This is a genomic window from Siculibacillus lacustris, from assembly GCF_004328075.1.
Lineage (GTDB): Bacteria > Pseudomonadota > Alphaproteobacteria > Rhizobiales > Ancalomicrobiaceae > Siculibacillus > Siculibacillus lacustris.
The window spans coordinates 1-14,780 of sequence record NZ_SJFN01000033.1 but is presented as its reverse complement, the minus strand read 5'-3'; the positions used below and the strand labels follow the sequence as shown (position 1 = coordinate 14,780).

Here is a 14,780-nt window from a genome sequence, read left to right as displayed (position 1 = left end):
GGGAAGGGGACCCAGAGGCCACACGGGAAACGCCGAAGGTTTCCAACCCGAACATCGCTGGATCCCCTTCCCCTCCGCCGGCAGGCCGGCTCCGGCCGGGGATGACGGCCGAGGGTCGGGGAGTCACCACCGAGGGTCGGGCGGGCTCACGGGCGATCGACCTGCGGCCGCGCCCCGCTCGAATTCCCTTCCGCGCCGCGACGGTCTATGATGCGGCCATGTCCTCGCTCGCCGTTCCTCGCCCGGTCCTGTTGATCGGCACCCCGATTCTCGTCCTCGCCTTCGCCGGCGCGGTGTGGGCGTGGGTGCGCTGGGGCTCGGGCGTGTGGTTCGACACGCTCGCCGCGAGCCTCGCCCTCTGCCTCTAGATCGGTCCCCCCATGACCCGTGAACGCCTCGACGTCGCCCTGGTGCGGCTCGGCCTGTCGCCGTCGCGTGCCCGCGCCGCCGATGCGATTCGGCGCGGCGAGGTGCGGCTCGGCGGTGCGGTCGCGGCCAAGCCCGGCCAGATGGTCGCCCTCGACGCGGCGGTCGAAGTGGTCGATCCGGCCGCCGCCTGGGTGTCGCGCTCGGCGCTGAAACTGATCGCCGCGCTCGACGCCTTCGCGTTGTCGCCCGAGGGGCGGCGCTGTCTCGACGTCGGCGCCTCGACCGGCGGCTTCACCGAGGTGCTGCTGGCGCGCGGTGCGACCCATGTCACGGCGATCGACGTCGGTCACGGCCAGTTGGTCGAAGCGATCGCCGCCGATCCGCGGGTGACCTCGATCGAAGGGCTCAACGCCCGCGATCTGACCCCCGACGATCTCGACGGCGCGCCGGAATTCGTGGTGGTCGACGTCTCGTTCATCTCGCTGGCGCTGGCCCTGCCGCCGGCCTTGGCGCTCGCCGCGCCGGGAGCGATCGCGGTGATGCTGGTCAAGCCGCAGTTCGAAGTCGGCCGCGAGCACGTCGGCAAGGGCGGCATCGTCCGCGACGCCGAGGTCGCGGCGACCGCGATCGACAAGGTCGCCGCGGTGGTGGCCGAGGCCGGCTGGCAGGAGATCGGCCGGATTCCGGCGCCGATCCGCGGCGGCGACGGCAACCAGGAACATCTGTTGGCGGCGCGCAAGCCCACCGACGCACGCGAGCCGGCCGAACGGACCCCTCGCCACGACGCCTGACTTCGGGCAGAACCCGCGAACGCCCCAATAGAGGACACGCCCCTTGAACGCCCATGCCACCGCCATCGTCTCCATCACCGACGTCGCCCACAAGGGTGACGGTGTCGGCCTCGTCGGCGAGGGCGTCGAAGAGCGGCGCCTGTTCGTCGGCGGCGCGCTGCCGGGCGAGACGGTACGGGTGTCGATCTCCGGCGAGGGCGTCAACGAACGCGGCCGGGTCGAAGAGCTGCTGGTCGCCAGTCCCGACCGGGTCGAAGCGCCCTGCCCGGTGTTCGACCGTTGCGGCGGCTGCTCGCTGCAGCATTGGGATTCGGTGCCCTATCTCGCCTGGAAGCGGCAGCAGATCGTCGCCGCCTTCGCCGATCGCGGCATCACCGCGGAAGTCGCCGAGCCGATCGCCACCGGACCGGCGAGCCGGCGGCGGGCGGTGGTGGCGCTGCAGCGGCGCACCGGCGCACCGGTGATCGGCTTCCGGGCGCGCCTGTCGCACGACGTGGTCGACGCCTCGGCCTGCCTGTTGGTGACACCGCGGATCCGCGCCAGCCTGCCCAAGCTCGCCCGCCTGTCGGAATTGTTCGCCTTCGGAACCAAGGGCGCGACCTTCACGGTGCTCGACACCGAGACCGGGCTCGACGTCTCGGTCGGCGAGGCGACGCTGCCGCCGGAACGCCGCGCCCAGGCGCTGGCCCTGGCGCTCGAGCTCGGCTTCGCCCGGCTGTCGGTCGGCGGCGAGGTGGTCGTCGAGGCGCAGGCGCCGGTGATCCGCTTCGGCACGGTGGCGGTGATGCCGCCGCCGGGCGGCTTCGTCCAGGCGGTGGCGGCGGCGGAAGAGGCGATGGCGCGGCTGGTGGTCGAGGCGGTCGAAGCGGCGCTCGCCCGTCGGCCGAAGCGCGCCAAGGGGCCGGCGCGGATCGCCGATCTGTTCGCCGGTTGCGGCACCTTCGCGCTGCGGCTGGCGTCCCTCGCCCAGGTCCATGCGGTGGAGAGCGACAAGGGCTCGCTCGCCGCCCTGACCCAGGCGGCGCGCCACACGCCGGGCCTCAAGACCGTCACCGTCGAGGCACGCGACCTGACGCGCCGGCCGTTGATGGGCAAGGAGCTCGCCGGCTTCGACGTGGTGGTGTTCGACCCGCCGCGCGACGGCGCCGCGCCCCAGGTCAAGGAACTGGCCAAGTCGGAGATCGCGACGATCGTCGCGGTGTCGTGCAATCCGGCGACGCTGGCCCGCGACGCCCGCTATCTGATCGACGCCGGCTGGACCATGGGGCCCGTGACGCCGATAGACCAGTTCCTGTGGTCGCATCACGTCGAGGCGGTGGTGGTGTTCCGCAAGGGCTGAACGGCGGCTCAGACGGCGCGCGGCGGCCGGGCGGCGATCAGGCCGATCTCGACCCGGGCGCCGAGCGGCAGGGCGGCAACGCCGATGGTGGTGCGGGCCGGATAGGGCTCCGCGAAGGCGCGGGCATAGGCGGCGTTCATCGCCGGAAAGTCGGCCATGTCGGTGAGATAGACCGCGCAGGAGACGACGTCGTCGGGCCCGAGCCCGGCGGCGGCGAGCACCGCGAAGAGATTCTCCAGGCACTGCGTCGTCGCTACGCCGACGTCGCCGTCGACGAGGCGGCCGGTCGCCGGATCGATCGGCGTCTGGCCGGAGAGATGGACGAAGCCGTTGGCCTCGACCGCATGGGAATAGGGCCCGACGGCCACGGCCCCGGCGGCGGCATGAGCTTTACGAGACATCGACGGATCCCTTCGCGGGTGTGAGCGGCGCGACCGGTTGCGCCAGGATCTTGGCCGCCCGCCGCACCTCGCGGTCGAGCGCCTGCAGGAAGGCCTGGCGGTCCTTGGCCGCGCAGGGCCGCGGGCCGGAGGTGACGGCGCCGGCGGAGCGCAGGTCGTCGAGGAGGTCGCGGGTCGCCAGCGCCATGCCGATCGAGCCGGCATCGAGGATCCGGCCGGTCGGAGTGACGACGCGGGCGCCGGCCTTGACGCAGCGATCGGCGAGCGGCACGTCGGTGGTCACCACCACGCAGCCCGGACCGACCCGCTCGGCGATCCAATCGTCGGCGACGTCGGGCCCCTCCCCCACCACCACCCGGCGGATGTTGGGATCCTCGGGCAGGCGCATCCAGGTGTTGGCGACGACGTGGCTGATCAGCCCGAGGCGGCCGGCGACGCGGAAGATCTCGTCCTTGACCGGGCAGGCGTCGGCGTCGACGAAGATCTCCACCGCGGTGCGCGGCGGCGGCGCGACGGGCGGCGCCGCGGCCGGGGGCATCTCGTCGCTCATACGATCACCCGATGGGACCGGAAGCCCTCGGTGCCGAAGACGCGGGCGTAGCGCGCCACCTCGTCGGCCGGGCCGACCGCCTTTTCCGGGTTGTCCGAGAGCTTGACCGCCGGGCGGCCGTCGGCGGCGACCACCTTGCAGACCAGCGAGATCGCCTCGAGGTGCGGGTTGGAGCCGGCCGGGGCGCAGTCGCGGAAGTCGTTGGTGAGGTGGGTGCCCCAGCCGATCGACAGGCGGCAGCGGCCGGCGAGATGGCGGGCGGCGGCCTCGATGGTGTCGATGTCCATGCCGTCGGAGAGCACGATCAGCTTGTCGGTGGGATCGCGGCCGCGGGCCTGCCACCAGGCGATGACCTCGTCGGCGGCCTCCAGCGGCGGCTTGGAATCGGGGCGCACGCCCTTCCAGTCGGCGGCCCAGTCGGGGGCGTCGCGCAGGAAGCTCGTGGTGCCGAAGGTGTCGGGGAGGATCACCAAGAGGTTGCCGTGATACATCCGCGCCCAGTCGGCGAGCACCCGGTAGGGCGCGTCGCGCAACTCGGCGTCGTCGCGGGCGAGCGCGGCATAGACCATCGGCAGTTCGTGGGCGTTGGTGCCGATCGCCTCGAGCGCCGCGTCCATCGCCATCTTGACGTTGGAGGTGCCGACGAAACTGTCGCCGAGCCCCTCCTTCAGCGCCTCGACGCACCATTTCTGCCAGAGGAAGCCGTGGCGGCGGCGGGTGCCGAACTCGGCGACCGGGACCTGCCCGACCTCGCGCTCGAGGACGCGCAGGCGCTCGATCTTGGCCCAGACGCGAGCCTTGGCGCGGGCATAGAGCACGTCGAGCTCGAAGCGGCTCATGCCCTTCATGGCGGCGCGGGCGCGCAACTCGTTGAGGATCGACAGCGCCGGGATCTCCCACATCGAGGTCTCGGCCCAGGGTCCTTCGAAGGTCAGTTCGTACTGGCCGTCGGCGGTGCGGGCGAGCTCGTAGGGGGGCAGGCGGAAGGTCTCGAGCCAGTCGAGGAAATCGGCCGAGAAGATGTGGCGCACCCCATAGAAGGTGTTGCCGGCGAGCCAGATCAATTCGTTCTTCTGGAAGCGGATGGTGCGGGCGTGGTCGAGCTGGTCGCGCAATTCGCGCTCGTCGACGATCGCCGCCAGCTTGACCGAGGTGGTACGGTTGACCAGCCCGAAGGTCGCCCGCACGTTCGGGGCCTGGGCGCGGATCAGCTGCACCATCAGAAACTTGTAGAAGTCGGTGTCGAGCAGCGTCCGCACGATCGGGTCGATGCGGAAGCCGTGGTCGTAGACGCGGGTGGCGATGTCGAGGGTCATGGGCGGAGCTTAGCCCGCGAACGGGGAAAAGAAAAATCGGCGGCGCCGAGGCCGGGCGCGCGGCGGCCCCGCCCTCCCCTCGTGGCCGCGCTCAGCCGACGAGATCGGCCCAGGCGACCTCGTGATCGACGTGTCGGCGGGGCTTGCCGCCGACCCGTCTGACCGCGGCGACGACGTCGTCGATGCCGAGATCGGGCGGCACGCCCTGGACCTCGTAGACCACGGTGCCGCCGCTGGTCGGCCCGGGTTCGGAATTCTTCAGCGCCTTGGTGACCAGACCCTCGTAGGCGACCTTGACCAAATGTACCGCCATCTGCGTCGCATCCTCTCCGTCGATGTCGCGGGCCCGCCGGCGATCGTCGCATCTTCGACACGGGACGGCCGGCGGGCACGCTCTGAGGATGGGGCGCAGCAGGATTCGTGCCGAGGCGGGGCGGCGCGGGCGGCCGCGGAGACGGTCGGCTCTGCCACCGGCCGCATCGATCGGGACTCGGCTTTTGCGGCGTCCCGTAGGACAGTGGGGGACTCGCGCCGCGTCGTCGCTCCGTCCCTCCCCGCTCCCGAGGTCCCGCATGACCCTGCTTCCCTATTTCGCCGCGGCTTCGGCCGGCTGTCTCTACGTGGTGTCGCCGGGGCCGGCGGTGTTGGCGCTGATCGGCATCGGCGCGGCGCGCGGGCGGGCGCCGGCGTGGTGGTTCCTGACCGGGCATCTGTTCGGCGACACGCTGTGGTGCACGCTCGCCGTGCTGGCGATGGTCGGGGCGCGGGTGTTCGATCCGCTGGTGTTCGAGTTGGTGGCGCTGGCCTGCGGTCTCTATCTCGGGCGGCTCGGCTGGCGGGCGGTGACCACCGCTTCGGCGCGCGGCGCCGACGATCTGATCGGCGACCATCCGTGGCGGCGCGGCGTGCTGTTCGGGCTGACCAATCCCAAGAGCTATCCGGTGGCGCTGTCGATGTTCACCGCGCTGTTCACCGGCCAGGCCGAGAGCCTGACGTTTTCGGCGATGCCGGGCCTGCTCGCCGCGGCCTTCGCCGGCTTCCTGATCGGCGACATGATCCTGGTGTGGTCGGTCGGCACCTCGTTCATGCGCCGGCTCTACCGGCTGCACGCGGTGTGGATCGTGCGGGTGACCGGCGCGCTGTTCCTGGCCTTCGCCACCGCGACGCTGTGGGACGCCGTGCCGAAACTGTGGCGGCGGGTGTGATGCCGACGGCGACCGACGCGGCCGCAGCAATACCCACCGACGAAAACCCCGCGCCGGATCGCTCCGACGCGGGGGTTCTCATGCCGAACGGGCTTCGCGTCAGAGGTTCAGCGCCTCGGCGACGGGCAGCAGGTCGTAGCCGAGCGCATCGGCGACGGCGGGGCAGGTGACGCGGCCGGCGTGGACGTTGAGGCCGTTCGCCAGATGCGGATCGTCGGCCAGCGCCTTGCGCCAGCCCTTCTCGGCGAGCGCCACGGCGAAGGGCAGCGTGGCGTTGGCGAGCGCGAAGGTCGAGGTGCGGGCGACGCCGCCCGGCATGTTGGCGACGCAGTAGTGGACGATGCCGTCGACGACATAGGTCGGGTTGGAATGGGTGGTGGCGTGCGAGGTCTCGGTGCAGCCGCCCTGATCGATGGCGACGTCGACGATCACCGCGCCGCGCTTCATGGTGGCGAGCATCGCCCGGGTCACCAGCTTCGGCGTGTTGGCGCCGGGCACCAGCACGGTGCCGATCACCAGATCGGCCTCGGCGACCAGCTCGGCGACGGTGTCGCGGGTCGAGAAGGCGGTCTTGACGCGCGCGCCGAACTGCCGCTCGAGGCGCCGCAGCACCTCCGCCGACCGGTCGACGACGGTGACGTCGGCGCCCATGCCGAGCGCGATGGTGGTGGCGTGGGTGCCGGAGACGCCGCCGCCGAGCACCACGACCTTGGCCGGGGCGACGCCGGGGACGCCGCCGAGCAGGATGCCGCGGCCCTGCGAGGCGTTCTCCAGCGCATGCGCGCCGACCTGGGCGGCCATGCGGCCGGCGACTTCCGACATCGGGGTGAGCAGCGGCAGGCCGCCGGTCGCCGAGGTCACGGTCTCGTAGGCGATGCAGGTGGCGCCCGAGGCGACGAGGTCGCGGGTCTGCTCCGGATCGGGCGCGAGGTGGAGGTAGGTGAACAGCAGCTGGCCGGCGGAGAGCTTCTTGCGTTCGATCGCCAGCGGCTCCTTGACCTTGACGATCATCTCGGCGGTCGCCCAGATCGCGTCCGGCCCTTCGACGATCTTGGCGCCGGCCTTGAGGAAGTCGGCATCGGTGATGCCGGCGCCCAGCCCGGCGCCCCCTTCGATCAGAACTTCGTGGCCGTGGGCGGTGAGTTCGGCGACCGATGCCGGAACCAGACCGACACGGTCCTCGTGGTCCTTGATCTCCTTGGGAACACCGATGCGCATGGAACCCTCCTCCGGGGAAGCCGTCGACCGACCGTCCGATCGAACAATCTCCGAAGAATGAAGCGGGTTGCGCGCAATTTCCCGCCATTTTAGGGATTTCAAACGGTTCGTAGAAACCGCTTCTTGCTTGAAACCCGAAATGTTTCGAATATTCTGCGACGATGAACCTCGACGATCGCGACCGCCAGATTCTGTCCGAACTGCAGGCCGACGGCCGGCTGTCCAATGCCGAGCTGGCCGAGCGGGTGCATCTGTCGGCCTCGGCCTGTCTGCGCCGCGTCAACCTGTTGATGGAGAGCGGGCTGATCGCCGGGACGCATCTGGTGCTCGACCAGAAGGCGGCGGGTTTCGCCGGCACCGCCTATGTCTCGATCACCCTGGGCAGCCAGGACCGCGACCGGCTCGACGCCTTCGAGGCCAAGGTCCGTCACGTCGCGCAGATCCAGGAATGCCACCTGCTCGCCGGCCAATCGGACTATCTGCTCCGGGTGATCTTCCACGACATGGCCGACCTCGAGCGTCTGCACTCGGAGGTGCTGACGCGCCTGCCCGGCGTGGTGCGGGTGCAGTCGCAGCTGACCCTGCGCACCGTCAAGCGGACGACGCGGATCCCGGTGTGATCGGCGCCGGCGGCTTCACCGCTTCGATATTGGCGACGATCCGGTCGACGTCCTCGAACAGCATCCGCCCGTCGAGGCGCACCGCGCCGCCGTCGATCACCCGCAACAGCACCGGCACGCCGCGGGCGCTGAAATGGTGCATCAGGTCGCGGGCGAAGGTGGCGCGCTCGTTGAGGGTACGGATCACCCCTTCGTCTTCGCTCAGGAACGCGGCGACGGTGTCCTCGTCGATGCCGGTCTCGCGCAGCACCGCGGCGACCACCGCCTCGTCGGTGATGTCGCGGCCGTCGACCCAGCGCGCCGCCTGGAGCGCGTGCAGCACCGCCAGTTCGCGGCCGGGTTCACGCAGTTGCACCGCGGTGAAGGCCAGGGTCGCGGGACCGGAGTCGAACTTCGAATCGGTCGCCCCCAGCACCTTCTCGCGGTAGGCCTCCGAGAACACCTGACCGGTCAGGGCGCGGATGCGCTGATCGTTGTCCCAGGCGTAGCCGGCGAATTCCGGGGTCACCGGGCGATCGCCGATGAACAGGCCGGAGGCGACCAGGCGCAGCGGCAGATGGGAGGCGGCGAGCTTCTCCAGCGCCGGGGCGGCGCCCCAGCACCAGCCGCACAGCGGATCGATCACCACCACCACGGTGCCCGGGGCGAGGACGTCGATGTCGTCGTCGGCTGCGTCGTCGGTCATGATCGTCCCTCGTCCGGACCCCGGCGCTTGGGGTCGAGGGTCCTGAAATGGCCGATCTCGCCGGCCGGCGCAAGTCCCGGCGGGCCTCCGATCACAGCGTCGCGCGCCAGCCCCAACGCTCGGCGAGGGCCAGGCAGGCCTCGGCCGTCTCGACCGAGCCGGTGGTGGTGATCGCCCTGACACTCGCCGCCGCCGCGGCATGGCCGAGGGCCAGTGCCCCATCGAGCGGTCGGCCCTCGTGCAGGGCATAGAGGACGCCGGCGGCGAAGGCATCGCCGGCGCCGTTGGTGCCGACCACGGCGCTCGCCGGCACCGCCACCGACGGACGCTCCGCGGCACTGCCGTCGCGGGCCAGCGCCAGCGCGCCGGTCGGGAAATGGGCGACCGCCAGATCCATGGCGCCGCGCTCCAGCACGATCGCCAGCGCGCGGCGGCAGGCGGCGACGTCGGTCACCCCGTCGACCACCGTCTCGATGCCGGCGAAGGCGCCGATCTCGCGGTCGTTGACGACCAGCAGATCGAGATGGGGCAGGCACGGGCCGACCACCGCGGCGAGGCGCTCGGGCGTGATCGAGGCGACCTCGATGTTGCGCACCAGACCGGCGCGGCCGGCCTTCTTCAAAATCGCCACCCAGCCGTTGACCTCGCCGTCGCACGGGCCGTCGAGGCGACGGTGCAGCCCGGGCAGACCGAGGTGGAGATAGCGGGCGGGAAGGCCGTCGAAGTCGAAGTCGGCCGGGCTCATCAGGGCATGGACGCCCTGGGCATGAAAGAAGGTGCGCCGGCCGGTCGCCACCGACGACATGGCGTCGGTCGCCGAGGTCGGGGCGGCATCGCTCACCGCCAGCCGGCTGGTGTCGATGCCGCGGGATTGCGCGGTCGTCCGCAGAAAGCGGCCCTCGGCGTCGTCGCCGACCACGCCCATCGCCCAGATCGGCGCCGGTAGGCCGAGCCGGGCGAGGTCGATCCCGACGTTGAAGCCGTTGCCGCCACCCTCGTGGCGCTCCTCGACGATCTCGGCGACCGTCTCTTCGGCCGGCCAATGGTCGATCGCCTTGTTGCGATCGACGATCCACGACCCGGCGGCGACGACGCCGGCGCGGGGGCTGGTCATGGCAGCGCTTCCGCCGTGAGGTTCGGGTCGGTCACCACGAGATCGCTGACGATGTCGCGGTCGGGCCGCAGGTGATGGCGCATCAGCTCGTCGTGATAGGCGCGCACCGCCTCGATCGGCGTCACCTGATGCTCGACCACGGCGCGCATCAGGCGCACCAGTTCGAGCGGCGATTCGGCGAAGTTGATCTTGCGGCCGAACAGGGCGACGCGGGCGCCGTGGCGGGCGGCCTGGGCGATCAGCTCGAAGGTGTCGCGGGTGGTGCCGCGGGCGCCGCCGAGGATGCCGACGATCAGGTTGCCGGGGTCGAAGGCGGCGAGTTCCTCCATCGCCGCAGCCCCGTTGTAGGGGATCTTGAGGAACAGCGGGCGGTCGATCGCGACCACGCCGGCGAGCGCCCGCACGATGCAGTCGTTGACGTAGGCCGGGAGCCCGTCGGCGGGAAGGCCGACGTCGAAGGCCGGGTTGAACACTTCGAGGAAGTGCCGCATCCCGGCAGCGCTGGCCTCGTCGCGGAAGGCGGCATAGGCCTCGAGCGAGGCGAGATCGCGGTCGAGGTCGTTGGAGAAGGTCACCGAATAGAGGCCGAGATCGGCGACGCTGCGGACGCGGTCGACGCGGGCCGAGCGGAAGGGGCGCGACGGCAGGCTGGTATAGATCGCGCCGCGCATGTTCCAGATGTCGGTGGTGTCGTTCAGGCGGGCGGCGAGGGTCACCGGCGAACCGTCGAACAGGCCCTCGCCGGCCAGCGTCTCGGCGGCGGAGGCCGAGGTCAGCATGATGTCGACCAGACCGGAGCGGGTCATGGCGCGCATCGCCTCGAGGTAGGCGGCCTTGGGGAGCAGCGCCGTGCCGGGGGTGCCGTCGGGGCCGCGCACCGGCCCGGGGGCGGTGGCGCCGAAGCCCATTTCGCCGTCCTTGGCGTCGGCGATGACGAAATCGACCGGCGTCCAGGCGCCGGACCGGATGCGGGCGAGTTTTTCGTCGAGGCTCTTCATGGGGGACGGCTCCGAAAGGACGCGCCCGCCACCGAGGCGCGACGCGGGTCGAGGCGGGGGAGTGCATCCTGACGCGGCCCCGCGGGAAGCGCAACGGCGCCGCGCGGGCATCCGCCCCCCTGCGGACGCCGATGTGGCGCCGAACCTGCGACGCGACGCCGCGTGGGGCGGTGGGCGGGGGKGGAGGGGGCGGGCGACCGGGGAGGACCGGACCGCCGGCGCCGGCGAGGGGCGTCGCGGGGGATGGAGAGGAGCGAGGGTAGATGGCGGGAAGCGCGACGGGCGAGCGCGGAGCGAGGCGGGCGGGCGCGGAGCGAGGCGGGCGGGCGCGGAGCGAGGCGGGCGGGCGCGGAGAGGCGGGGTGTCGGGGGGGATGGGATCGGGGAGCGAGGGGGTGTCTTCGCACCGCTGCCACGTCCGCGACGTCGCTCTCCGCCCGGCGCCCGCGCGTGCCGCCCCCGGCGGCGGCGGGTCCCGGCAGCGGCGGCCCAATCCGGCGGCGGCGGGTCCCTGGGGCGGTGGGAACGACGGATCCGGCGGTGGTCCCGGCGGCGGGAACCGGTTCGAGCGCCGGCGACGCCTGCGGCGATGCGGACACGGCGGGCGACGGAGGGAACCGATTCGTGCGCATCTGCCGCGGGGCGGGACGGCGACCGCGGTGGCGGCGGGACGGCGCGGGAAGGCCTGCGGCGATGGCGATGGCGATGGCGGGACGGCGTGGCAATGGCCGCGGGAATGACGGCGAGACGGCCGCCGCGACGGTTTCTTGCAGGAAGCGCGCGACCGGGACTTGTCACCCCGGAAGGCGCCGTATATAGGGACGCTCGCTCGTTCGACCGAGCTCGTCTCGCGGAGAGGTGCCAGAGTGGTCGATCGGGGCGGTCTCGAAAACCGTTGAACGTGCAAGCGTTCCGAGGGTTCGAATCCCTCCCTCTCCGCCACTTCACCCACGCAAAACGGCTGTTTTCAGCGGTTTCGGTCTGACTATCCGACCCTCACCCACCACTCCACCCACCACCACGTCGTGATTTCGAGCGGATGGCGGTGAACGACGGTGGACGGTCGACCCTCCCCTGCCCTCCCGCTCAAAGCCCGCAGCGCGTCAACCGGTCGAGCTCGACGGGCTGACACCGCCCCCTGATCGCAAGGTTTCAACTCTTCGCCCCAATCTGACAGGCGGATTCCTGGAAGGCCGTCACGAAGACCAGGGGGGCAAAACCGGGTCGACATCGATGACGTCGTACCTCGCCCGCACGACTGACCTCCGAAATACTCCGGTCGGTCTCCCGGAATTTTTTCCGGCCTGAAAATTCCTCGATTCCCGCGCCGCCTCCCAAGTGCAGTGTCGCCCCCACCACGTTTCGGCACCGTGCGGGAATGACCAAACGCTCACCCGATACCTCGCCCCGAGTCCGCCAGCCGCGTCGCCAGCCGGCCCGTAAGGGTTCCGCCGCCCATGGCCTGAACTCCTCAGCCTCGGCCATGGTCGAGGCGATGGTCTGGGACGGCCTCGACCGTGCCGCCGCCAAGGTCGGCATCACCCAGGACTACGCCTATCGGCTCCTGCGGCATCCGGCGGTCATGGCGAAATACCGATCCGAGGTCGACGCTCTGCGCTGCTCCGGGAAGGCCCGCCTCATCCATCGGCTCGAAGCAATCGCCGAGCAGCGCGACAACCTGACGGCCACCGTAGCGGCTGCGAAGGTGCTGCTCGGTTTGGGCCCCAATGCGTCCAGATCGATGGTGCCGCCAGGGACGGCGGAACTGATGGCCGGATGGGTGGTCGACTGTTCGGAAGCCCTGGCGCGGGGAGCGGCAGTGCCGTTTCGTGGCCTGACACGCCGGAATATCTCTTGAGGCGGCATGAAGGCGGCCTACGATGAGATCGTCGCGGCGGCCCTGAAGCGCAACCACGACCCCCGGCGCATCGTCGCGGCGATGCTCGCTGCCGAGATCGCCGAGAAGCAATGGCTTCGCCGGCCTTTGCTCGTATCGGACCAGCTCACCGATGGCCACCGCTTCCGCACTATGACGATCGTCGACGACTGCACCCGCCAGAACATCGCCCTGGCTGCCAACACGTCGCTCTCGTGCTGCGGGTGGCAACCGTATTGGATCGGTGGGACGCGGCACGCCGAGGATGATCGTCAGCGACAACGGAACAGAGCCGAAGGCCAGCGAAGCTACTTCTCTCGGCCGGGCAAGCCGACCGACGACGTGTTCATCGAAAGCCTGAACGGGAAGTTCCGAGCCGAGTGCCAAACTCCCACCGGTTCATGAGCCCGACCACGCCTGGGCCAAGTTGGTTGTTGGCGAAGGGACGACAACGAGGTCCGCCTGGAAATTTCCAGTTCCGGATGGCGGGAAGAACGGACAGCACGTCATTGGCGATACGACGATCGAAACGCCCTCGTTCAGCCGTAGGCGCGCCCCTTCTGATCGCTCTGTCGACCCCGGCCGTTGCTCGACGATGTCGGTCTCGGCCGAAAGACGCGCCTTGGCAACGGCGCCGGGTGGGGCTTGCCTTCAGCCCGAACCGACACGATCCTTGACGCCGTCTGCGAACCGACGTCGTCCGCGGCCTGCTAGTGAAGGATCTGGCTGAGGAAGAGTCTGGTGCGCTCGTGTTGCGGTTCGTCGAAGAACGCCCGCGGCGTGTTCTCTTCGACGATCTGCCCCTTGTCCATGAAGATGACGCGGTTGGCGACTTTGCGGGCGAAACCCATTTCGTGGGTGACGCACAGCATGGTCATGCCTTCTTCCGCCAGACCGACCATGGTTTCCAGAACCTCCTTGATCATTTCGGGATCGAGCGCCGAGGTCGGCTCGTCGAACAGCATGATGCGCGGGTTCATGCACAGCGACCGGGCGATCGCCACGCGCTGCTGCTGACCGCCCGAAAGCTGCCCCGGGTATTTGTGGGCCTGTTCGGGGATCTTCACCCGGCGCAGGAAGTGCATCGCCGTCTCTTCGGCCTGCTTCCGGGGGATCTTGCGCACCCAGATCGGCGCGAGGGTGCAATTCTCCAGGATGGTCAGGTGCGGGAACAGGTTGAAGTGCTGGAACACCATGCCGACCTCGCGGCGGACCTCGTCGATCTTTTCCAGATCGCTGGTCAGTTCCTTGCCGTCGACGATGATCCGGCCCTTCTGGTGCTCTTCCAGACGGCAGATGCAGCGGATCATGGTCGACTTGCCCGAACCGGACGGCCCACAGACGACGATGCGCTCGCCCCGCATCACCGTGAGATTGATGTCTTTGAGAACCTGGAAATCGCCGTACCACTTGTTCATGTCGGTGATCTGCACCGCGACCTCGGTCTGCGACACCCGCATCTTGGAGGCGTCGACCTCGAGATCGCCCCCGGCGACCGAATTTTCCTTGCTCATCAGGCCCTCCTCCAGAGTTGCCACGTCGATCGGGCGCCGTTCCCCGGCGCGCTCTGCACTTTGAAGTTCGGGGACACCGCGTGCCCCCTGGGCGTCACATCTTGGACGCCAACCGCCGTTCCAGCCGTTTGCTCGCCAAGGACAACGGCCAGCACATCGCGAAGTAGATGAGCGAGATCGTGATGAAGATCAGCAGCGGCTGGTACGTCGCATTGTTGATCAGCTGCCCGGTGCGCGTCAGCTCGGTGAAGCCCACGATCGATGCCAGCGAGGTGTTCTTGATCAGTTGGACGAGAAACCCGATGGTCGGCGGTATCGCCAGACGCAACGCCTGCGGCAGAATGATCAGGTAGAGCGTCTTCCACTCGTGAAGCCCGAGTGCCCGGGCCGCTTCCCATTGCCCCTTCGGCACCGCCTCCAGACACCCGCGCCAGATCTCGCCGAGAAACGCGCTGCCGTAGAGCGTCAGGCCGACCGACACCGCGGTCCAGGCGCTGATCTGAAATCCCAGGACGTTCGCGCCGAAGAAGACGATGAACTGAGGTGGTCCCGCCGGGCCGGACAGATTGGCGGCCTTCGTAAGCTTGGGCCTGTGGTCCGTTACGCCGCCAGTCTGATGTCGCCGGCCTCCTCGTGGACCTCGACGGGCGTACGCCCTCCGTGTGTCGAGTGAGGTCGGTCGAAGTTGTAGTAGTCGATCCACCGGCCGATGCCGCTGCGGGCTTCCGAGCCGGTCTCGTAGGCGTGGAGGTAGATGCATTCGTACTTCATCGATCGCCATAACC

At 70.1% G+C, this 14,780-nt stretch carries 18 protein-coding genes and 1 tRNA gene; 8 read left to right on the top strand and 11 right to left on the bottom strand.

The window, feature by feature from the left end; all coding sequences use genetic code 11:
- Positions 1-218: 218 nt before the first annotated feature.
- The 3 genes from EYW49_RS23075 to EYW49_RS18095 are packed head-to-tail and all read left to right on the top strand — an operon-like array spanning position 219 to position 2,499.
- On the top strand, positions 219-368 hold the full coding sequence (locus EYW49_RS23075) for a hypothetical protein (RefSeq protein WP_165498323.1): 150 nt from the start codon (positions 219-221) through the stop codon (positions 366-368).
- Between the two features lie 12 nt (positions 369-380).
- Entirely contained in the window at positions 381-1,160 is a 780-nt protein-coding gene (locus EYW49_RS18100; protein ID WP_131311036.1) for a TlyA family RNA methyltransferase, read from the top strand.
- 43 nt (positions 1,161-1,203) lie between these two features.
- Entirely contained in the window at positions 1,204-2,499 is a 1,296-nt protein-coding gene (locus tag EYW49_RS18095; protein ID WP_131311035.1) for a class I SAM-dependent RNA methyltransferase, read from the top strand.
- Positions 2,500-2,507: 8 nt separating this feature from the next.
- Here EYW49_RS18095 and EYW49_RS18090 read toward each other — a convergent pair whose 3' ends face one another.
- The 4 genes from EYW49_RS18090 to EYW49_RS18075 form a co-directional block, all read right to left on the bottom strand.
- On the bottom strand, positions 2,508-2,900 hold the full coding sequence (locus tag EYW49_RS18090) for a RidA family protein (protein WP_131311034.1): 393 nt from the start codon (positions 2,898-2,900) through the stop codon (positions 2,508-2,510).
- The gene (locus EYW49_RS18085) at positions 2,890-3,450 is read right to left on the bottom strand and encodes a YaiI/YqxD family protein (protein ID WP_407695483.1); all 561 of its coding nucleotides are present in this window, start codon (positions 3,448-3,450) and stop codon (positions 2,890-2,892) included. The genes EYW49_RS18090 and EYW49_RS18085 overlap by 11 nt, the downstream gene beginning before the upstream one ends.
- The gene (locus EYW49_RS18080) at positions 3,447-4,766 is read right to left on the bottom strand and encodes a nicotinate phosphoribosyltransferase (RefSeq protein WP_131311033.1); all 1,320 of its coding nucleotides are present in this window, start codon (positions 4,764-4,766) and stop codon (positions 3,447-3,449) included. Before EYW49_RS18080 ends, EYW49_RS18085 begins: the two co-directional genes overlap by 4 nt.
- A 91-nt stretch (positions 4,767-4,857) precedes the next feature.
- Complete coding sequence (locus EYW49_RS18075) at positions 4,858-5,079, bottom strand: hypothetical protein (protein WP_131311032.1); 222 nt, start codon at positions 5,077-5,079, stop codon at positions 4,858-4,860.
- Between the two features lie 259 nt (positions 5,080-5,338).
- On the opposite strand from EYW49_RS18075, the gene EYW49_RS18070 reads away from it, so the two are divergent.
- A complete protein-coding gene (locus tag EYW49_RS18070) occupies positions 5,339-5,971 on the top strand; it encodes a LysE family translocator (protein WP_131311031.1) in 633 nt (210 codons plus the stop codon).
- A 99-nt stretch (positions 5,972-6,070) separates the two neighbouring features.
- On the opposite strand, the gene ald is transcribed toward EYW49_RS18070, so the two are convergent.
- Positions 6,071-7,189 carry an alanine dehydrogenase gene (gene ald, locus EYW49_RS18065; RefSeq protein WP_131311030.1) on the bottom strand — a complete coding sequence of 373 codons (1,119 nt, stop codon included), beginning with the start codon at positions 7,187-7,189 and terminating at the stop codon, positions 6,071-6,073.
- Positions 7,190-7,350: 161 nt separating this feature from the next.
- Here ald and EYW49_RS18060 point away from each other — a divergent pair, with 161 nt between their 5' ends.
- A complete protein-coding gene (locus EYW49_RS18060; protein WP_131311029.1) occupies positions 7,351-7,809 on the top strand; it encodes an Lrp/AsnC family transcriptional regulator in 459 nt (152 codons plus the stop codon).
- Here EYW49_RS18060 and EYW49_RS18055 read toward each other — a convergent pair.
- The 3 genes from EYW49_RS18055 to EYW49_RS18045 form a co-directional block, all read right to left on the bottom strand.
- Positions 7,781-8,494, bottom strand: coding sequence for a DsbA family protein (locus tag EYW49_RS18055; RefSeq protein ID WP_131311028.1), 714 nt, complete (start codon positions 8,492-8,494; stop codon positions 7,781-7,783). The two genes, EYW49_RS18060 and EYW49_RS18055, sit on opposite strands and share 29 nt — an antisense overlap.
- A gap of 91 nt (positions 8,495-8,585) precedes the next feature.
- Positions 8,586-9,608, bottom strand: coding sequence for a carbohydrate kinase family protein (locus tag EYW49_RS18050; protein WP_131311027.1), 1,023 nt, complete (start codon positions 9,606-9,608; stop codon positions 8,586-8,588).
- Entirely contained in the window at positions 9,605-10,606 is a 1,002-nt protein-coding gene (locus EYW49_RS18045) for a beta/alpha barrel domain-containing protein (RefSeq protein ID WP_131311026.1), read from the bottom strand. The genes EYW49_RS18050 and EYW49_RS18045 overlap by 4 nt, the downstream gene beginning before the upstream one ends.
- 851 nt (positions 10,607-11,457) lie before the next feature.
- On the opposite strand from EYW49_RS18045, the gene EYW49_RS18040 reads away from it, so the two are divergent.
- The 3 genes from EYW49_RS18040 (at position 11,458) to EYW49_RS23740 (ending at position 12,886) form a co-directional block, all read left to right on the top strand.
- A tRNA-Ser gene (locus EYW49_RS18040) sits at positions 11,458-11,547 on the top strand.
- 541 nt (positions 11,548-12,088) lie between these two features.
- Positions 12,089-12,463, top strand: a complete 375-nt coding sequence (locus EYW49_RS18035; protein WP_131311025.1) for a hypothetical protein — start codon at positions 12,089-12,091, stop codon at positions 12,461-12,463.
- Positions 12,464-12,469: 6 nt separating this feature from the next.
- Complete coding sequence (locus EYW49_RS23740) at positions 12,470-12,886, top strand: hypothetical protein (protein WP_131311024.1); 417 nt, start codon at positions 12,470-12,472, stop codon at positions 12,884-12,886.
- A gap of 305 nt (positions 12,887-13,191) precedes the next feature.
- Here EYW49_RS23740 and EYW49_RS18025 read toward each other — a convergent pair whose 3' ends face one another.
- The 3 genes from EYW49_RS18025 to EYW49_RS18015 form a co-directional block, all read right to left on the bottom strand.
- Positions 13,192-13,995, bottom strand: a complete 804-nt coding sequence (locus tag EYW49_RS18025; protein WP_131311023.1) for an amino acid ABC transporter ATP-binding protein — start codon at positions 13,993-13,995, stop codon at positions 13,192-13,194.
- A 94-nt stretch (positions 13,996-14,089) separates the two neighbouring features.
- Positions 14,090-14,506 carry an amino acid ABC transporter permease gene (locus EYW49_RS23070; protein WP_407695484.1) on the bottom strand — a complete coding sequence of 139 codons (417 nt, stop codon included), beginning with the start codon at positions 14,504-14,506 and terminating at the stop codon, positions 14,090-14,092.
- 89 nt (positions 14,507-14,595) lie between these two features.
- Positions 14,596-14,780, bottom strand: a 185-nt coding sequence (locus tag EYW49_RS18015; RefSeq protein WP_165498092.1) for an integrase core domain-containing protein, incomplete at its 5' end; no start/stop codon positions are given.

Bases quoted from the DNA above. Each gene is read 5' to 3' on its own strand.
- ald (WP_131311030.1), bottom strand. From the start codon at position 7,189: ATGCGCATCGGTGTTCCCAAGGAGATCAAGGACCACGAGGACCGTGTC.
- EYW49_RS18090 (WP_131311034.1), bottom strand. From the start codon at position 2,900: ATGTCTCGTAAAGCTCATGCCGCCGCCGGGGCCGTGGCCGTCGGGCCC.
- EYW49_RS18080 (WP_131311033.1), bottom strand. From the start codon at position 4,766: ATGACCCTCGACATCGCCACCCGCGTCTACGACCACGGCTTCCGCATC.
- EYW49_RS18100 (WP_131311036.1), top strand. From the start codon at position 381: ATGACCCGTGAACGCCTCGACGTCGCCCTGGTGCGGCTCGGCCTGTCG.
- EYW49_RS23075 (WP_165498323.1), top strand. From the start codon at position 219: ATGTCCTCGCTCGCCGTTCCTCGCCCGGTCCTGTTGATCGGCACCCCG.
- EYW49_RS18025 (WP_131311023.1), bottom strand. From the start codon at position 13,995: ATGAGCAAGGAAAATTCGGTCGCCGGGGGCGATCTCGAGGTCGACGCC.
- EYW49_RS18085 (WP_407695483.1), bottom strand. From the start codon at position 3,450: ATGAGCGACGAGATGCCCCCGGCCGCGGCGCCGCCCGTCGCGCCGCCG.
- EYW49_RS18070 (WP_131311031.1), top strand. From the start codon at position 5,339: ATGACCCTGCTTCCCTATTTCGCCGCGGCTTCGGCCGGCTGTCTCTAC.
- EYW49_RS18060 (WP_131311029.1), top strand. From the start codon at position 7,351: ATGAACCTCGACGATCGCGACCGCCAGATTCTGTCCGAACTGCAGGCC.
- EYW49_RS18045 (WP_131311026.1), bottom strand. From the start codon at position 10,606: ATGAAGAGCCTCGACGAAAAACTCGCCCGCATCCGGTCCGGCGCCTGG.
- EYW49_RS18075 (WP_131311032.1), bottom strand. From the start codon at position 5,079: ATGGCGGTACATTTGGTCAAGGTCGCCTACGAGGGTCTGGTCACCAAG.
- EYW49_RS18050 (WP_131311027.1), bottom strand. From the start codon at position 9,608: ATGACCAGCCCCCGCGCCGGCGTCGTCGCCGCCGGGTCGTGGATCGTC.
- EYW49_RS18035 (WP_131311025.1), top strand. From the start codon at position 12,089: ATGGTCGAGGCGATGGTCTGGGACGGCCTCGACCGTGCCGCCGCCAAG.
- EYW49_RS23740 (WP_131311024.1), top strand. From the start codon at position 12,470: ATGAAGGCGGCCTACGATGAGATCGTCGCGGCGGCCCTGAAGCGCAAC.
- EYW49_RS18055 (WP_131311028.1), bottom strand. From the start codon at position 8,494: ATGACCGACGACGCAGCCGACGACGACATCGACGTCCTCGCCCCGGGC.